General features: G+C 54.0%; 13 protein-coding genes. 8 read left to right on the top strand and 5 right to left on the bottom strand.

The features are described 5' to 3' along the window. Nucleotides 1-13 precede the first annotated feature (13 nt). Nucleotides 14-673 (top strand): leucyl/phenylalanyl-tRNA--protein transferase, encoded by a 660-nt coding sequence (gene aat / locus ACOOGA_RS00525; protein WP_417460837.1) that lies wholly within the window; start codon nt 14-16, stop codon nt 671-673. On the opposite strand, the gene ACOOGA_RS00530 is transcribed toward aat, so the two are convergent. The 3 genes from ACOOGA_RS00530 to ACOOGA_RS00540 are packed head-to-tail and all read right to left on the bottom strand — an operon-like array spanning nt 610 to nt 1,953. Further along, complete coding sequence (locus ACOOGA_RS00530; protein ID WP_417460838.1) at nt 610-1,062, bottom strand: DUF2155 domain-containing protein; 453 nt, start codon at nt 1,060-1,062, stop codon at nt 610-612. The two genes, aat and ACOOGA_RS00530, sit on opposite strands and share 64 nt — an antisense overlap. Then, entirely contained in the window at nt 1,043-1,501 is a 459-nt protein-coding gene (gene mlaD, locus ACOOGA_RS00535; protein ID WP_417460839.1) for an outer membrane lipid asymmetry maintenance protein MlaD, read from the bottom strand. The genes ACOOGA_RS00530 and mlaD overlap by 20 nt, the downstream gene beginning before the upstream one ends. A 53-nt stretch (nt 1,502-1,554) precedes the next feature. Then, the gene (locus tag ACOOGA_RS00540) at nt 1,555-1,953 is read right to left on the bottom strand and encodes an NADH:ubiquinone oxidoreductase subunit NDUFA12 (protein ID WP_417460840.1); all 399 of its coding nucleotides are present in this window, start codon (nt 1,951-1,953) and stop codon (nt 1,555-1,557) included. Nucleotides 1,954-2,454: 501 nt separating this feature from the next. Between ACOOGA_RS00540 and ACOOGA_RS00545 the strand changes: the two genes are divergently transcribed. The 3 genes from ACOOGA_RS00545 (at nt 2,455) to ACOOGA_RS00555 (ending at nt 8,958) form a co-directional block, all read left to right on the top strand. Beyond that, nucleotides 2,455-6,123, top strand: coding sequence for a vitamin B12-dependent ribonucleotide reductase (locus tag ACOOGA_RS00545; RefSeq protein WP_417460841.1), 3,669 nt, complete (start codon nt 2,455-2,457; stop codon nt 6,121-6,123). Nucleotides 6,124-6,383: 260 nt separating this feature from the next. After that, entirely contained in the window at nt 6,384-8,150 is a 1,767-nt protein-coding gene (locus ACOOGA_RS00550; protein ID WP_417460842.1) for a putative bifunctional diguanylate cyclase/phosphodiesterase, read from the top strand. A gap of 91 nt (nt 8,151-8,241) precedes the next feature. Next, nucleotides 8,242-8,958, top strand: a complete 717-nt coding sequence (locus ACOOGA_RS00555) for a DUF4389 domain-containing protein (protein WP_417460843.1) — start codon at nt 8,242-8,244, stop codon at nt 8,956-8,958. Between the two features lie 174 nt (nt 8,959-9,132). On the opposite strand, the gene ACOOGA_RS00560 is transcribed toward ACOOGA_RS00555, so the two are convergent. Beyond that, nucleotides 9,133-10,137 (bottom strand): glycerophosphodiester phosphodiesterase family protein, encoded by a 1,005-nt coding sequence (locus ACOOGA_RS00560; protein WP_417460844.1) that lies wholly within the window; start codon nt 10,135-10,137, stop codon nt 9,133-9,135. Nucleotides 10,138-10,281: 144 nt separating this feature from the next. Here ACOOGA_RS00560 and ACOOGA_RS00565 point away from each other — a divergent pair, with 144 nt between their 5' ends. Together ACOOGA_RS00565 and ACOOGA_RS00570 are read left to right on the top strand one after the other, a co-directional pair. Beyond that, on the top strand, nt 10,282-10,713 hold the full coding sequence (locus tag ACOOGA_RS00565) for a hypothetical protein (RefSeq protein ID WP_417460845.1): 432 nt from the start codon (nt 10,282-10,284) through the stop codon (nt 10,711-10,713). Then, the gene (locus ACOOGA_RS00570) at nt 10,703-11,644 is read left to right on the top strand and encodes a sterol desaturase family protein (protein ID WP_417460846.1); all 942 of its coding nucleotides are present in this window, start codon (nt 10,703-10,705) and stop codon (nt 11,642-11,644) included. Before ACOOGA_RS00565 ends, ACOOGA_RS00570 begins: the two co-directional genes overlap by 11 nt. 3 nt (nt 11,645-11,647) lie before the next feature. On the opposite strand, the gene ACOOGA_RS00575 is transcribed toward ACOOGA_RS00570, so the two are convergent. Next, the gene (locus ACOOGA_RS00575; protein ID WP_420429291.1) at nt 11,648-11,818 is read right to left on the bottom strand and encodes a hypothetical protein; all 171 of its coding nucleotides are present in this window, start codon (nt 11,816-11,818) and stop codon (nt 11,648-11,650) included. 195 nt (nt 11,819-12,013) lie between these two features. Here ACOOGA_RS00575 and ACOOGA_RS00580 point away from each other — a divergent pair, with 195 nt between their 5' ends. Then, on the top strand, nt 12,014-13,195 hold the full coding sequence (locus ACOOGA_RS00580; RefSeq protein ID WP_417460848.1) for an acetyl-CoA C-acyltransferase: 1,182 nt from the start codon (nt 12,014-12,016) through the stop codon (nt 13,193-13,195). A gap of 14 nt (nt 13,196-13,209) precedes the next feature. Then, a complete protein-coding gene (locus ACOOGA_RS00585) occupies nt 13,210-14,343 on the top strand; it encodes an acyl-CoA dehydrogenase family protein (protein WP_417460849.1) in 1,134 nt (377 codons plus the stop codon). The last annotated feature ends 13 nt before the right edge of the window (nt 14,344-14,356 follow it).

The following is a 14,356-nucleotide window of genomic DNA, read 5'->3' on the forward strand; positions in this document are numbered from 1 at the left end:
TAAATTAGGGGTTATGCCACACGATAGCATAACCCCTAATCTCCTTCTGCAGGCATACGCCTCTGGCGTTTTTCCTATGGCTGAAGGCCGGGACGACGACGAGCTCTTCTGGGTCGACCCTGACGCCCGCGGTATTATCCCACTAGACCATTTTCATGTCCCCAAATCCCTCGCCAAGCTCGTCCGCCAGGAAAAATTCGACGTTAAGGTCGATACAGCCTTTCGCGATGTTGTCGGCCGCTGTTCCATGCCCGCACGTGGCCGGGAAACCACCTGGATCAGTGAACGTATTGAAGAACTATATACCGACCTCTTCCGCCGAGGCTTCGCCCATTCTGTTGAATGCTGGTTAGAAGACGAACTAGTGGGCGGGCTTTACGGTGTTTCCCTCGCCGGAGCATTTTTCGGTGAAAGCATGTTTCACACAAAAACCAACGCCAGCAAGGTCGCGCTAGTACACCTTGTTGGACGCCTCAAGGCGGGTGGCTTCACGCTGCTGGATACACAGTTCATCACAACGCACCTTCAACAGTTTGGTACTCGAGAGATTTCAAGGCAGGAATATCATGAGCGGCTTGAACAAGCACTCATGCAGGAAGGCACCGATTTTCAGCGGCTGTCACCCTGGGCTTCCGGAGAATCAGTTTTGCAGCTCATTACCCAAACGTCATAAACAGGATGCTCGAGCGCGTTCAGCGCTGGGCTTGATGCGACCATCCATCCTTCAAAAACCCGTTCACGGGTGCCGCCCCGTTTCATATCGTCAACCTCGATATAAGCGAAGGTTTCCGGCGGCTCAATTGGCGGTCTGGTGCGGCAGTATCTAACGTTGAGGGCAAGGGTGCCAAAATGCCCCTCTTCCCCCACAGGAAGCTCAATTTCCGTGATACGGGCGGTAATCTTGTCCAGCGCGCGTAAAGTTACCGTACTGTGGCTGATATTGCCCTTGGCTTCCGCACCCCGCCCCAAGGTATCTTGTGCAGCCACAAGCGGTGCAGAAAGCATAAAAGCGCAGAAAATCACCGCGATGCGCGCGGCAATCCTATTCTTTCTTGCCGCCATCACTGTCGCCGTACATGAATTTGCCAAGTAACCCGATAAGGTCAACCGCGCCCTGCGTCTCAGAAATTTCATCTCCAGCCGCAAGATTATCAAGTGAACCACCAGGCAAAAGGCTCAGATAAGAGCCACCAAGAAGACCTTCAGATGTGATAGCAGCCGCTGTATCAAGCGGAAGCTTAACTTGCTCTGTCACCGAAAATTTAACGATTGCCTGATAAGTTTGCGGGTCGAGGTCGCTTGCGACAATGGTCCCGACCTTGATACCAGAAAGCCGCACATCCGCGCCTACGCCAAGACCGTCAATGCGGTCAAAACGAGCAGAGAGCACGTAACCTTCGGCCACAGCGCCGTCCGTACGTTCGTACGCAAAAACCAGAAACCAACCCGCGACAATAAGAACAAGCGCGCCGATCAGACTTTCAACCAAATTACTCGACATAAATTTCTTCCGTCATCGTTGCCTGGCATCACCCCATCAGCGTTAGACCGCTATCAGGGTTTCCAGGCTTCGTAATCAGAGGCAGTAGCGGCACGTTCGCCAGCAACGCCCAAAGCCCCAGCAGGAAGATAAGCCTCAGCCGAGCCGGTTTTGTTTGGCTGGTGCTCTTTTTCCCATGCTTTTTTAACCAGAGGCGTCTCGCTTGGCGCATCCTTCATGGTGTAGTGCAGCCACCCGTGCCAGTCTGCGGAAACACGTGACGCTTCCACCGGGCCATTTTTGTAGATCACCCAGCGCTTGCGGCCGTTCTTTTCTCTGTAATAGACATTGCCTTGATCGTCCTCGCCTACTTTCACACCCTTGCGGCTTGTGAAGAGGAGCGTGCCAATCGTTGCGCTGTTCCACCAGGTGAAGATGGGTGAAGAAAACAGTTTCGAGATCAAACCAGCCATAGCGACATTTCCATACTTACTCGGTCAATTTCGGGTCGTTTAGCACGTTTGCTGCCCAAGGAAAAGCAGCAAGGGCTCACACACGACAATTCTTCACCAATACAAAACACCCCGGCGCCTCCCGCATCTGATTCGCGAGCGGTCTATGCACGTTGTTCCGCATAGTTCTGTGTAGGTAAAATTTGTGTGCAGATTAAGGCAAATTCATCGACTCATTGTCCTGCCGTGAGTCGAAGTGCGTCGCCTAGTGCTTCGTCGGCTGTCAACCACAATATATAGAAAATAAGCCTTGTTGTTCGCAGATATTCAGCCCTAAACTTGTGGCCAACAAGGGCGCACCCACAAGATATTGTGGGTTAGTGAAGGTAGCGGCACGACCATAGATTATCAGTACGTCACCAGCTTGGGCGGCTAATGACACATCCTGACGGACACCCCGCACCCACAATTGTCCAGTAATTTACCAGCAATGTCTGGGTGGAAATCTCACGGGGGAACCTAATGCGTATCGAACGCCATTTTTCGAAAGATGTATCCTGTCCATATGCTGGGCTTGAATGGCGGACAGCCATTAGCGAAATTCGCAATCCGGACGGCACCATTGTCTTTCAAATGCCTGATGTTGAAGTCCCTAAGGGCTGGAGTCAGGTAGCGACAGATATCATTGCCCAGAAATACTTCCGCAAAGCTGGTGTACCGCAGGCACTCAAACCTGTGGAAGAGGATAATGTGCCGAGCTGGTTGTGGCGGAAAGTGGCGGATGAAGAAGCCCTCGCGAACATGCCAAAAGACAAACGCTATGGCAGCGAGAGTAGCGCAAAGCAAGTTTTTGACCGGCTAGCCGGCACTTGGACCTATTGGGGCTGGAAGGGTGGTTATTTCGATAGCGAAGAAGATGCACGCACCTTCTTTGACGAAATGCGTTTCATGCTCGCGGCCCAAATGGCGGCACCAAACTCTCCGCAGTGGTTCAACACCGGTCTTCATTGGGCGTATGGCATCGATGGTCCTGCGCAAGGGCACCACTATGTAGACTTTGAAACCGGCAAGCTGGTGAAGTCCAAAAGTGCGTACGAGCATCCCCAGCCCCATGCCTGCTTCATTCAGGGTGTATCCGACGACCTCGTCAGCGACGGCGGCATCATGGACCTGTGGACCCGTGAAGCGCGGCTTTTCAAATACGGCTCCGGCACCGGCTCCAACTTTTCCAACATCCGGGGAAATGGCGAAGCGCTTTCCGGTGGCGGTAAATCGTCAGGCCTTATGAGCTTCCTTAAAATTGGTGACCGCGCAGCTGGTGCGATCAAGTCTGGCGGTACAACACGCCGGGCCGCCAAGATGGTTGTTGTAGATATCGACCACCCGGACATTGAGGAATTCATTAACTGGAAAGTCATTGAAGAACAAAAAGTTGCAGCACTTGTTTCAGGATCCAAGTTAAATGAAATTCACCTAAATCGCATCATCAAAGCGTGCCACGAAGGCAAAACCGCTCTTGGTGACAAAGCGTTTGAACCTCGCGAGAATGAAGAGCTCAAAAAAGAGATTATTGCTGCCCGAAAGGTGATGATCCCTGAAAATTATGTGCAACGCGTCATCCAGTTCGCACGTCAGGGTTACACATCAATCGAGTTCAAGACATACAATACTGATTGGGATTCCGACGCGTATCTCACCGTATCAGGTCAGAACTCCAACAACTCGATCCGCGTAAGCGACGACTTCATGAAAGCCGTCAAAGATGGCAGCGATTGGCACCTCACCAACCGAACAGATGGCTCGGTGACCAAATCAATGAGCGCCGCCGAGCTGTGGCGTGATGTGGGCCATGCGGCCTGGGCGTGTGCAGACCCCGGCATCCAGTTCCATACCACAATTAATGATTGGCACACCTGCCCTGCTTCTGGAGACATTCGCGCGTCCAACCCATGCTCGGAATATATGTTCCTTGATGATACGGCGTGCAATCTGGCGTCCCTGAACCTGATGACCTTCCGCGCGGAAGACGGTGGTTTCAAGGTTGCTTCCTTCCAGCACGCAGTTCGCCTGTGGACCATGGTGCTGGAAATCTCCGTGATGATGGCGCAGTTCCCATCAAAAGAAATTGCCAAGCTTTCGTATGAATACCGCACGCTCGGGCTTGGTTTCGCCAACATTGGCGGCCTTTTGATGAGCCTTGGTCTTGGGTACGACAGTGATGAAGGCCGCGCGCTGTGCGGTGCGATCACCGCCCTCATGACCGGCGAAAGTTACGCAACTTCTGCCGAGATGGCGGCTGAGCTGGGCGCTTTTCCCGGGTACAAGAAAAACGCGGACCATATGCTCCGGGTTATTCGCAACCACCGTCGTGCCGCCTACGGGCAGGATGACGGCTATGAAAAGCTGAACACAAACCCGGTACCGCTTGATATTGATGGCTGCCCGGACAAAGCCATCGCAGTTGCGGCAGCAGACGCGTGGGACCGCGCGCTTGAGGTAGGCGAAGAACATGGCTTCCGTAACGCTCAGTCATCTGTGATTGCCCCAACAGGCACTATTGGCCTGGTTATGGACTGTGACACCACAGGCATCGAGCCTGATTTTGCCCTCGTTAAGTTCAAGAAACTCGCCGGTGGTGGCTACTTCAAGATCATCAACCGCATCGTGCCTCAGGCGCTTGAGGTTATGGGCTATACCCCAGAGCAGATGGAAGAAATCTCCCTTTATGCAGTTGGGCACGGCACCCTGAAGGATGCACCCGCTATCAATCATCAGACCTTGCGTGCTCGCGGGTTCGGTGACAGGGAAATCGATCTTCTCGAAGATCAGCTTAAAAACGCCTTTGATATCAAATTTGTCTTCAACCAGTGGACACTTGGCACAGACTTCTGCAAAGAAAAGCTTGGCCTCAGTGATGACCAGTTGAATGACTTCAATTTCGACTTGCTGGCCGCTATCGGCTTTACCAAGGAAGAAATCTCTCAGGCCAATCTTTACTGTTCCGGCTCCATGACCCTTGAAGGTGCACCTCACCTGAGAGAAGAACACTATCACGTGTTCGACTGTGCCAACCCATGCGGTAAGATTGGCAAACGTTTCCTTTCATGGGAAAGCCATATCCGTATGATGGCAGCAGCGCAGCCGTTTATCTCGGGCGCCATCTCCAAAACTATCAATATGCCAAACGTAGCGGACGTTGATGACTGCATGGCCGCCTATGAGCTCAGCTGGTCGCTGGCGCTTAAAGCAAATGCGCTCTACAGGGACGGTTCCAAGCTGAGCCAGCCACTTAATTCTTCCCTTCTTGACGATGTAGACCTCGAAGAAGAGTTTGAAGAAAAATCAATACCTGAGCGCGCTGAGATCGTAGCCGAGCGTATTGTTGAACGGATCGTGGAAGTAGAGCGTGAAGGGGCGGCCCGCCGCAAACGCCTGCCAGAGCGCCGCAAAGGCTACACGCAAAAAGCCATCGTCGGCGGCCATAAGGTCTATCTGCGGACAGGTGAATATGACGACGGCTCTGTTGGTGAAATCTTCATCGACATGCACAAGGAAGGCGCTGCTTTCCGCTCGCTCATGAACAACTTCGCCATCGCGATCTCCATCGGCCTCCAATACGGCGTGCCGCTTGAGGAGTTTGTTGATGCCTTTACCTTCACACGATTTGAGCCTTTTGGCCGGGTTGAAGGTAACGAGACCATCAAGATGGCAACCTCACTGCTGGATTATATCTTCCGTGAGCTCGCGATCTCTTATCTTGGCCGTGATGACCTGGCACACGCCACACCAGCTGATTTCGCGCCCGATACCACTGGCCGGGGCGACGCGCGCGACGGCTTGCCTGCCCTTGATGACGAGGTCACCGAAGCACTTGAGCGTGTTCAGAAGTTCGCGTCTTCGGGGTATGTACGCGGCAGCAACCTTGTGGTGCTGAAAAGCAAAACCACCAAGGATGACCGGGAACTGGAAACAGTTGCCATGGCAACCGGCACCCACGGCGCCACCAGCACGGTCACCATGGGATCCGCAATGACAAACGGTGCAACGGACGCTACGGCCGATGCTCGCGTGGCGGCGCGGATGAAGGGATACGAAGGCGATGCCTGCGGCGAATGCGGCAATTTCACGCTAGTGCGAAACGGCACCTGCCTGAAGTGTGACACTTGCGGCGGCACGTCCGGCTGCAGCTAAGCGGCCAGTAAAAGTTTACACCACTCACTAACCCGTCCCAGTGGGTGGTTATCTAGGGGAAGGTCCTGCCTTCCCCCTTTTTTTCGCAACATTGGTATAAATAATAACGGTAAAGTTGTGGGTTTGTGTTGGTTTTTCCTCAAACAAGGGTCTATCCTTTACTAAATCTTTACTGTCCGGTGGTGAAGTGTTGGACAGTGGGAGCCCGGGGGTCGAGCTTCGCCGCATTATTTATTTGTAGATTTTAGCTGGAGCCAACAGTGGCGGATACACAATCGAAGAAGATTTCGGCGATCGCTGAGGCGTCGGGAGAAGCCACGCGATCGTCCCGCATCGTGAACACTTCTGCGGTTGTTGAACGCCTTCAAGTTGGTGTGCTTGTCTGTAACGTAACGGACGCTAACGTCGTTGAAGCCCTGTTCGTCAACCAGTTTGCCCGCGACGTTTTTGGCCTTAAAGACTCGACACAACTTCCCTGCCCGCTGGATACCATCTGGAATGCGGCAGACAATCATGTGCTTGCGGGCCAGATACTCGAAGTTTTCCGCACCAGCCGCGACACCACGTTCGAGTGGAGCATCCGTGCCGGTGTAATCGAGCGCTTCCTGTCATCGCACCTTATGGCGCTCACTGACCATGAGGGTGTCGTTTACCAAGTTATCTGCACGATTGAGGACCAAACCGCCGAAAAACTGGCGGAGCGAAACCTCCTGCACCACGCCTTTCATGATGCCCTCACCGGGCAGCCAAACCGCGTGCTTTTCCGTAATAAACTTGAAGAAGCCGTGTCAGATTGCCAGCGCGAGGGTCACCAGACCGGCTGTGCGGTCCTGATCATCAATATCGACCGCTTCCAACAGATCAACGAAAGTTTTGGCCACAGCGCCGGTGACCGTTTCCTCATCTCCATGGCATCAACGCTGCGGCGCTGTATTCGCAGCTCAGACACCTTGGCTCGCTTGTCAGGCGACGAGTTCGCGATTCTGGTGTCGCGATTCAAGGATGTCGAGGAAGTAGAGATGATCTCCCGCCGCATCCATGAGGCCATGCAGCAACCTTATGACCTTGACGGCAACGAGGTGTTCACATCCGTTTCCGTCGGCGTGGCCACAACGCTTTCAAGCTCCACCCACCCGGAAGACCTGATCCGCGACGCTGACTTCGCCATGCACCGCGCCAAGGGCGCAGGCAAAGCCCGCACAGAAATTTATCACCGCGATTCGCACCAGCGTGCCCAGTCACAGTTTCATCTGGAAACTGAGCTTCGCCGCGCTGTTGAGCGAAACGAGCTGGACCTTTTCTACCAACCGATCATTGATCTCAAAACTTCTGAATTGCGCGGGTTTGAGGGCCTGACACGCTGGATTCATAAAGATCGCGGTTTTGTCTCACCAGTCGAATTTATCCCGCTTGCTGAAGAAACCGGCGTGATCGTGCCGCTCGGCCGTTGGGCTGTGAAAGCTGCATGCGCGCAGGTGCGCAAATGGATCGATGAAGTCGGCGAAGAGAAAACTGTGCCGATCAACGTCAATGTTTCCGGCATTCAGTTCGCACGCGATGACATCGCGCGCATGGTCGAGGACGGACTGAAAGAATTTGATATCGATGGCCGCTTTATTCGAATCGAGTTGACCGAGAGTGCCATCATGGCGAACCCGACACGAATTTCAGAATCGCTGCAGCGCATCCGAAAACTGGGCGTGAAGGTCGCGCTCGATGATTTTGGTACCGGCTATTCCTCGCTCAACTATTTGCACCAGTTCCCGATTGACGTGATCAAGATCGATCGCAGCTTCATCAATCAGCTGGAACCGGACAACGCGCCGTTTAAAATACTTCGCATGATCGGCATGCTTGCCAAGAACCTCGGCCACGAGGTTGTCGCGGAAGGACTGGAAGATATCCAACATATCAAGATGCTACGTGATCTTGAGTTTGGCTTTGGCCAGGGTTTCTATTTCTCGAAACCCGTGAAAGGTATCGAGGCCAGCGAATATGTTTATGGTAACCTGCCTTGGGCGAAATAGGCTGAAGCAAGGTAATGCGCTGTATCCCTTGAAGAACGAGGGCTACCTTACCACATGTTGTGAAACCACTTAACAACAAGACGGGTGCCAAATGAGCGAGGAAACCAAACAACCTTCACCAGATGCAGGCGACAAAAAGCCAGCTGCGGAAAAAGCTGCCGTGAAAAAACCGGTAGCCAAGAAAGCTGCGCCGAAGAAAACCGCCGCAACTTCTGCCCGGAAAACGGCAGCTACAAAACCAGCCGCAAAAAAACCTGCCGCAAAGAAACCTGCAGCGACCAAAACAGCGGCAGCCAAACGCGCCACCACAGCCAAGAAAACATCCCCAGCCAAAACCGGCGCCACAAAGGCTGCGAGCACTGCGGCTGAAACTGCGGCGACGGAAAAAGCAAGCACCAGCACCCCAAACGCAGGCCCCGCGGCCGATTGGGCTGATGAGCCCCCCAAGACTGACCAGCAATCTAGCTATGCTGGCCAAACAGATAGTCAGGCAGATGATCAGGCGGATGATCCTTACAGCGCAGAAAAACTTGCTGCTGATTTCAAGGAAAAAGACTGGAAAGAAGTCTTTATTCGTGCGGCTTTCACCGTGTTCTATATGTTCGCCGGTTGGATCGCGATAGCCCTTGGTTTTGCGTTTACCCTCATTCAGTTCATCATTCACCTGGTCACAGGCCATCCCAATGATGTGGTGAAAAAAGCTATTCTGTGTGTCGGGCAATATATTCGTGATATCGCCGCATACGTAAGTTTTGACAGCGATGAACGCCCCTTCCCCTTCGGGAAAGACCTGCCAGACGGCGACTGAGCAGAACGCAAATAACCAGTCTCAACACAAAAGGGCGCATACAAGCGCCCTTTTAGTTTATTTCACACGGTTTTGATTGCTGCTGATTACAGGCCAACAGCCTGGAAAAGGACCTCGCCGCCCAAGCGGATAACCACCACGGCGACAATCGCTGTCAGGATGCCCTTCATCAAATCAATCATTCGCTGGCCCCGCTTTCAAAAGCATGAAACTGTCCCGCGATTGTAGCGCAGTATCAGGGAAGTCTGCAAATACCCCGTCAACACCTAATGAAAATAAGAGCTTAAGCTCTTCCTCCACGGTCTTGATCCCCTTTGGCACTTGGTCATTACGCACCGTCCACACATGCACATCAAGTCCCATCGCATGAGCGTCATCAACCACGGAGGTCGGCGTGCCGTCAGGCCCAACAAGCAGTGCTTTATTGAGCCCAACCCCGTCCACTTTAGTGCCATAGAGTGCGAGCGGCGCTTCAAGCACATACGACTTTGTTTTCTTGTCCTTGCGGCCTTCAATTAGCCAAATAAGCTCAGCGTCGGTTTTACCAACAAATTCGTTCAGGTATGCCCCATCAAAACACTGAAAATACACCGGAATGCCCGCGTCAGTCACTTCTTTGAGCATGGCAAGAAGCGCCGCTGTCGGGTCAATGCCTACTTTCCGGAAAAGCGCCGGACGCTTGATCTCTATGTAGAGCCCCGCTTTTGAGCCTTCAGCCTTGGCTGTTTTCATCAGGGCGAGAATCTCGCTCATAGTTGGGATGCTTTCCTGCCCGTCAAACACCTGTCCGCGCTTCGGGCGCGGCTGAATCGCTTTCAAGGTTTTCAGCTCTTCAAGGGTGAAATCAAACACAAACCAGTCGTCAAGGCCTTCCCGTTGGCGTTTCCTGTCTGCGAATTCAGGGTGGTCAGCAATATCGGTAGTACCGGAAAGATAGATATCGTGGCGTGCAACCAGATGGCCGTCTTTGGTCATCACCAGATCAGGCTCAATATAGTCCGCATTCATCTGCAGGCCGAGCCTGTAGGACATCAGCGTATGCTCTGGCCGGTAACCACTAGCGCCCCTATGAGCAATAACTATGGGTCCTGACGCCATTTCTGTTGCATCTCTCGCTGCTGCCACCTCAATCCCTCCAAAGCCCAACATCATCAGGCCCAGCTTGATCCATCGCCTCACTATCGCGTCCTCCCATTGCTTCAGAACGTTAGTCCTAGGCCTCAAGCATGACAAGAAAAAGACAACAATCTCCGCAGATTACAATTCCAGACTTGACGGTCCAGTAAATACAGGCATCCTAGAGTAGATTTTGGGAAGGAAATCATGGATCCAGTACAAGTTTTAGGCTCGCTTATAGCCATTATCGTTACAGCATTTCTGGCGTGGCGTATGTTCCCCGCGCGGACACCGCTTGACGACCAGATCGTGCGGCGAAATCTCGCGCGTTATGCGCCCGAGGCCCATGTTGCATCCGTCTTTCTCAGCAAAAATGCCAAAGCAGCTGTTGCCAGCCTTACCTCGCCCGCATCAAGCGTTGGGCTTGCTGTGCGTCTCGGCGACCGTGTAGTCTGCCGTATCCTGCAGCCCAACGACATAAAAAATGTGCGACCGTCTGGTGATGCCCTTCTTCTGGTGTTTGACGACTTCACCCAGCCCAATATCAAGCTGGAGTTCGACACGGCAACACTCGCGGAGGTTTCGCTTCTGTTTGATGAGCTTACCAGTAATAACGAGGAACTCACCCATGCTGCTTGACCTGCCAAAGCCAACAGAACTGGCCGTACCAGCATTTGTATTCTTCGTACTGGTGGAGATGATTTACGGCTGGAAAACAGGTCGCACCCGATTTGAGGGCCGCGACGCTTTCACCTCGCTGCTCATGGGTCTTGGCAGCACGGTCTCTGGCGCGCTTACAGCCGGTGTGTTTTTCCTTCTCAGTTATTGGGTTTGGGAAAATTTCGCCATTTTTAACATGGGTTCTGCGCTTTGGGTTTTTGCCCTCGCCTTCGTGCTGGATGATTTCGCTTATTACTGGGTGCACCGTTTTGGGCACCGTATGCGCTGGATGTGGGCCGCCCACGTCATTCATCACTCCAGCCAGCACTATAACCTGACAACCGCGCTCAGGCAGACATGGACCGGGCAGTTCACCCCCGGCTTTCTGTTCAAATTGCCTATCTTCATTTTGGGCATTGAACCGGCAATCGTCTTCTTCTGCGCGGGGCTTAACCTCGTGTATCAGTTCTGGATTCACACAGAGGCGATTAAAAAAATGCCGCGCTGGTTCGAGGCGGTGATGAATACACCGAGCCATCACCGCGTGCACCACGCAAACAACCCGCGTTACCTGGACGCGAACTACGCGGGCGTTTTCATTATCTGGGACAAGATGTTCGGCTCGTTCATTCCTGAACGAGAAGATGATCCCTGCCGGTACGGCCTTGTGCGCGACCTTGGTACCTTCAACCCGCTTCGGGTCGCAACCCACGAATGGGTGGGGATCTTCAGGGATATGTGGACCGCGAAATCATGGAAGCACAAGATGTTATATCTGTTGGCCCCACCTGGCTGGACACCAGACGGCAGCCGTAAAACCAGCGACATGATCCGCGCTGAATGGCTGGAACGACAGGGAAAAACAGAGCCTGCAGAAAACATTCCAGCAACCACGCAAGCCGCTGAGTAGCGATTAGTCGCCTTGCTTGTTGGCGCTCAGTTTGTCAACAAGCAAGCCAAGGAGCCCACCAAGAACACCGCCTGCCAGCGCTTCAATGCTCGCGATATATGGCAGCCATTTCCCAACAACAGCGCCCACAACAAGCCCTGCAAAAATATAAAACCCGATCCTGGTTGCCATCATACTCTCCTGTTCACGCCTCATCACCTTGGGCCGCGCCATATAAAACGCTGTGCACCGCACAGTCAATTCCATCAATTTATTTTGCACTTGCGAAATAATTCTTTTTTGGCACAGTGTCGGCAAATAAAATTCCCCCGGGTGCAATGAAGCGATCTGCGCTCGAAATATAGCCCGAAGTATAGAAGGAGAGCCCCAATGTCTCAGGATCCAATCGTTATTGTCGGCATGGCCCGCACACCTATGGGTGGTTTGCTCGGCGACTTGTCCAGCATCACCGCCTCAGAACTTGGTGCCACAGCAATCCGCGGCGCGCTCAAGGGCGCAGGCGTTAACCCTGACGATGTGAACGAGACAGTGATGGGCTGCGTACTCCCCGCAGGCCAGGGCCAGGCCCCTGCCCGCCAGGCCAGCCGCAAAGCGGGCATCCCCGACAGCACAGGCGCCGTTACGGTCAATAAAATGTGCGGCTCTGGCATGCAGGCTATGATGCAGGCCCACGACAGCCTGAAAGCTGGCTCACGTGACATTGTGGTAGCTGGCGGCATGGAAAGCATGTCCCTTGCACCGCATTTGCTGCCCTCAGGCCGTACCGGGGTAAAATACGGCAACGCACAGGTGCTTGATCATATGGCGCTTGATGGCCTGACAGATGCTTACGCGGGTGAGCCCATGGGCGTTTTTGCTGAACTTTGTGCAGAGCAATATCAATTCACCCGCGACGCACAGGATGCCTATGCAATTGAATCGCTGAAGCGGGCACAGCGCGCGATCGAAGATGGCTCATTTGACGGCGAAGTTGTGCCGGTAACAGTGAAAACCCGCGGCGGTGACCTGGAAGTCACTACCGATGAGCAGCCGCCAAAAGCGCGCTTCGACAAAATTCCGAACCTGCGCCCTGCTTTCAAAAAAGACGGCACGGTAACGGCGGCAAACGCCAGCTCCATCTCTGACGGCGCTGCAGCTGTTGTGATGATGAAGCAATCTGAAGCCGAGAAGCGCGGACTGACACCGCTTGCGATCATGCGGGCGCACGCAGATCACGCGCAGGCGCCTGAGTGGTTTACTACAGCACCGGTGAAAGCCATCCAAAAGGTGTTGGACAAAGCGGGCTGGACCACAGCTGATGTTGACCTCTTTGAGGTGAACGAGGCTTTCGCAGTTGTGGCCATGGCTGCCATTCATGAGTTGAACCTTGACCACGACAAAGTGAACGTGAACGGCGGCGCTTGCGCGCTTGGCCACCCCATTGGTGCATCTGGCGCACGTATCTGCGTTACACTGATCAACGCACTCAAAAAACGCGGCCTTAAGCGCGGTGTTGCCAGCCTTTGCATTGGCGGCGGTGAAGCCACGGCTGTTGCCATTGAGCTTGTGTAAGACAGGCGGGCAAGATGATCTTAACCGAAGAGCAGCGCATGGTGCGGGATATGGCCCGCTCCTTCGCGACCGACCGGATCGCACCAAACGCGCGTGAGTGGGAAAAGGCGGGTGAAATCCCCGCTGACTTCCTGCGTGAGATGGGTGCATTAGGCCTAATGGGCATGACCGTGCCCGAGGAATGGGACGGCGCTGAAACAGACTATGTTTCCTATGCGCTAGCATTGATGGAAATTGCCGCTGGTGACGGCGGGCTTTCCACGCTCATGAGCGTAAATAACGCACCCGTGTGTGCCGCTGTGCTCGCGAACGGCACCGACGAGCAGAAGGAAAAATTCCTTAGGCCTCTCGCGCGCGGCGAAATGATCGGCGCCTTCTGCCTTACCGAGCCGCAGGCGGGTTCAGACGCATCGATGCTGAAAACCAGGGCTGAGCGCACAAACGCGGGCTGGAAACTGAATGGTACCAAACAGTTCATCACCTCCGGCAAGATCGGTGGTGCAGCGATTGTGTTTGCGGTAACTGACCCAGGCGCGGGCAAACGCGGGATTTCCGCCTTTCTCGTATCCACGGATACGCCGGGCTATACGGTCGCAGGCCTTGAACACAAACTTGGCCAAAAATCGTCCGACACCTGCCAGATCGCCTTTGTTGACATGGAAGTGCCCACTGAATGCCTGTTGGGCGCCGAGGGCGCGGGATACAAGGTTGCGCTCTCGAACCTTGAGACCGGGCGTATCGGCATCGCGGCGCAAAGTGTCGGTATGGCACGGGCGGCTTATGAATATGCCCTCACCTACGCGCAGGAACGCGAAGCTTTTGGTAAAGCGATTATCGAGCATCAGGCCGTTGGATTCCGTCTTGCGGATATGGCAACGGAGCTGAAGGCTGCGGAACTGATGGTGCTGAACGCCGCCGCCATGAAAGATGCTGGTGAGCCATGCCTCAAGGAAGCGTGTATGGCCAAGCTGTTTGCAAGCGAAACGGCAGAGAAAATATGCTCCGCCGCGATCCAGACGCTGGGCGGTTACGGATATCTGGCGGAATACCCCGTTGAGAAGATCTACCGCGACGTACGTGTATGCCAGATTTATGAGGGCACCTCAGACATCCAGCGCATCGTGATCAGCCGCGAAATCAACCGCTAAACAAGAAGCCCGG

The sequence above is a fragment of the Kordiimonas sp. genome, from assembly GCF_965216265.1.
In the GTDB taxonomy this organism is placed as follows: Bacteria; Pseudomonadota; Alphaproteobacteria; order Sphingomonadales; family Kordiimonadaceae; genus Kordiimonas.

Excerpts from the sequence above, each read along its gene's own strand:
- ACOOGA_RS00585 (WP_417460849.1), top strand. The coding sequence starts at position 13,210 with ATGATCTTAACCGAAGAGCAGCGCATGGTGCGGGATATGGCCCGCTCC.
- ACOOGA_RS00555 (WP_417460843.1), top strand. The coding sequence starts at position 8,242 with ATGAGCGAGGAAACCAAACAACCTTCACCAGATGCAGGCGACAAAAAG.
- mlaD (WP_417460839.1), bottom strand. The coding sequence starts at position 1,501 with ATGTCGAGTAATTTGGTTGAAAGTCTGATCGGCGCGCTTGTTCTTATT.
- ACOOGA_RS00540 (WP_417460840.1), bottom strand. The coding sequence starts at position 1,953 with ATGGCTGGTTTGATCTCGAAACTGTTTTCTTCACCCATCTTCACCTGG.
- ACOOGA_RS00580 (WP_417460848.1), top strand. The coding sequence starts at position 12,014 with ATGTCTCAGGATCCAATCGTTATTGTCGGCATGGCCCGCACACCTATG.
- ACOOGA_RS00570 (WP_417460846.1), top strand. The coding sequence starts at position 10,703 with ATGCTGCTTGACCTGCCAAAGCCAACAGAACTGGCCGTACCAGCATTT.
- ACOOGA_RS00565 (WP_417460845.1), top strand. The coding sequence starts at position 10,282 with ATGGATCCAGTACAAGTTTTAGGCTCGCTTATAGCCATTATCGTTACA.
- ACOOGA_RS00545 (WP_417460841.1), top strand. The coding sequence starts at position 2,455 with ATGCGTATCGAACGCCATTTTTCGAAAGATGTATCCTGTCCATATGCT.
- ACOOGA_RS00575 (WP_420429291.1), bottom strand. The coding sequence starts at position 11,818 with ATGATGGCAACCAGGATCGGGTTTTATATTTTTGCAGGGCTTGTTGTG.
- aat (WP_417460837.1), top strand. The coding sequence starts at position 14 with ATGCCACACGATAGCATAACCCCTAATCTCCTTCTGCAGGCATACGCC.
- ACOOGA_RS00530 (WP_417460838.1), bottom strand. The coding sequence starts at position 1,062 with ATGGCGGCAAGAAAGAATAGGATTGCCGCGCGCATCGCGGTGATTTTC.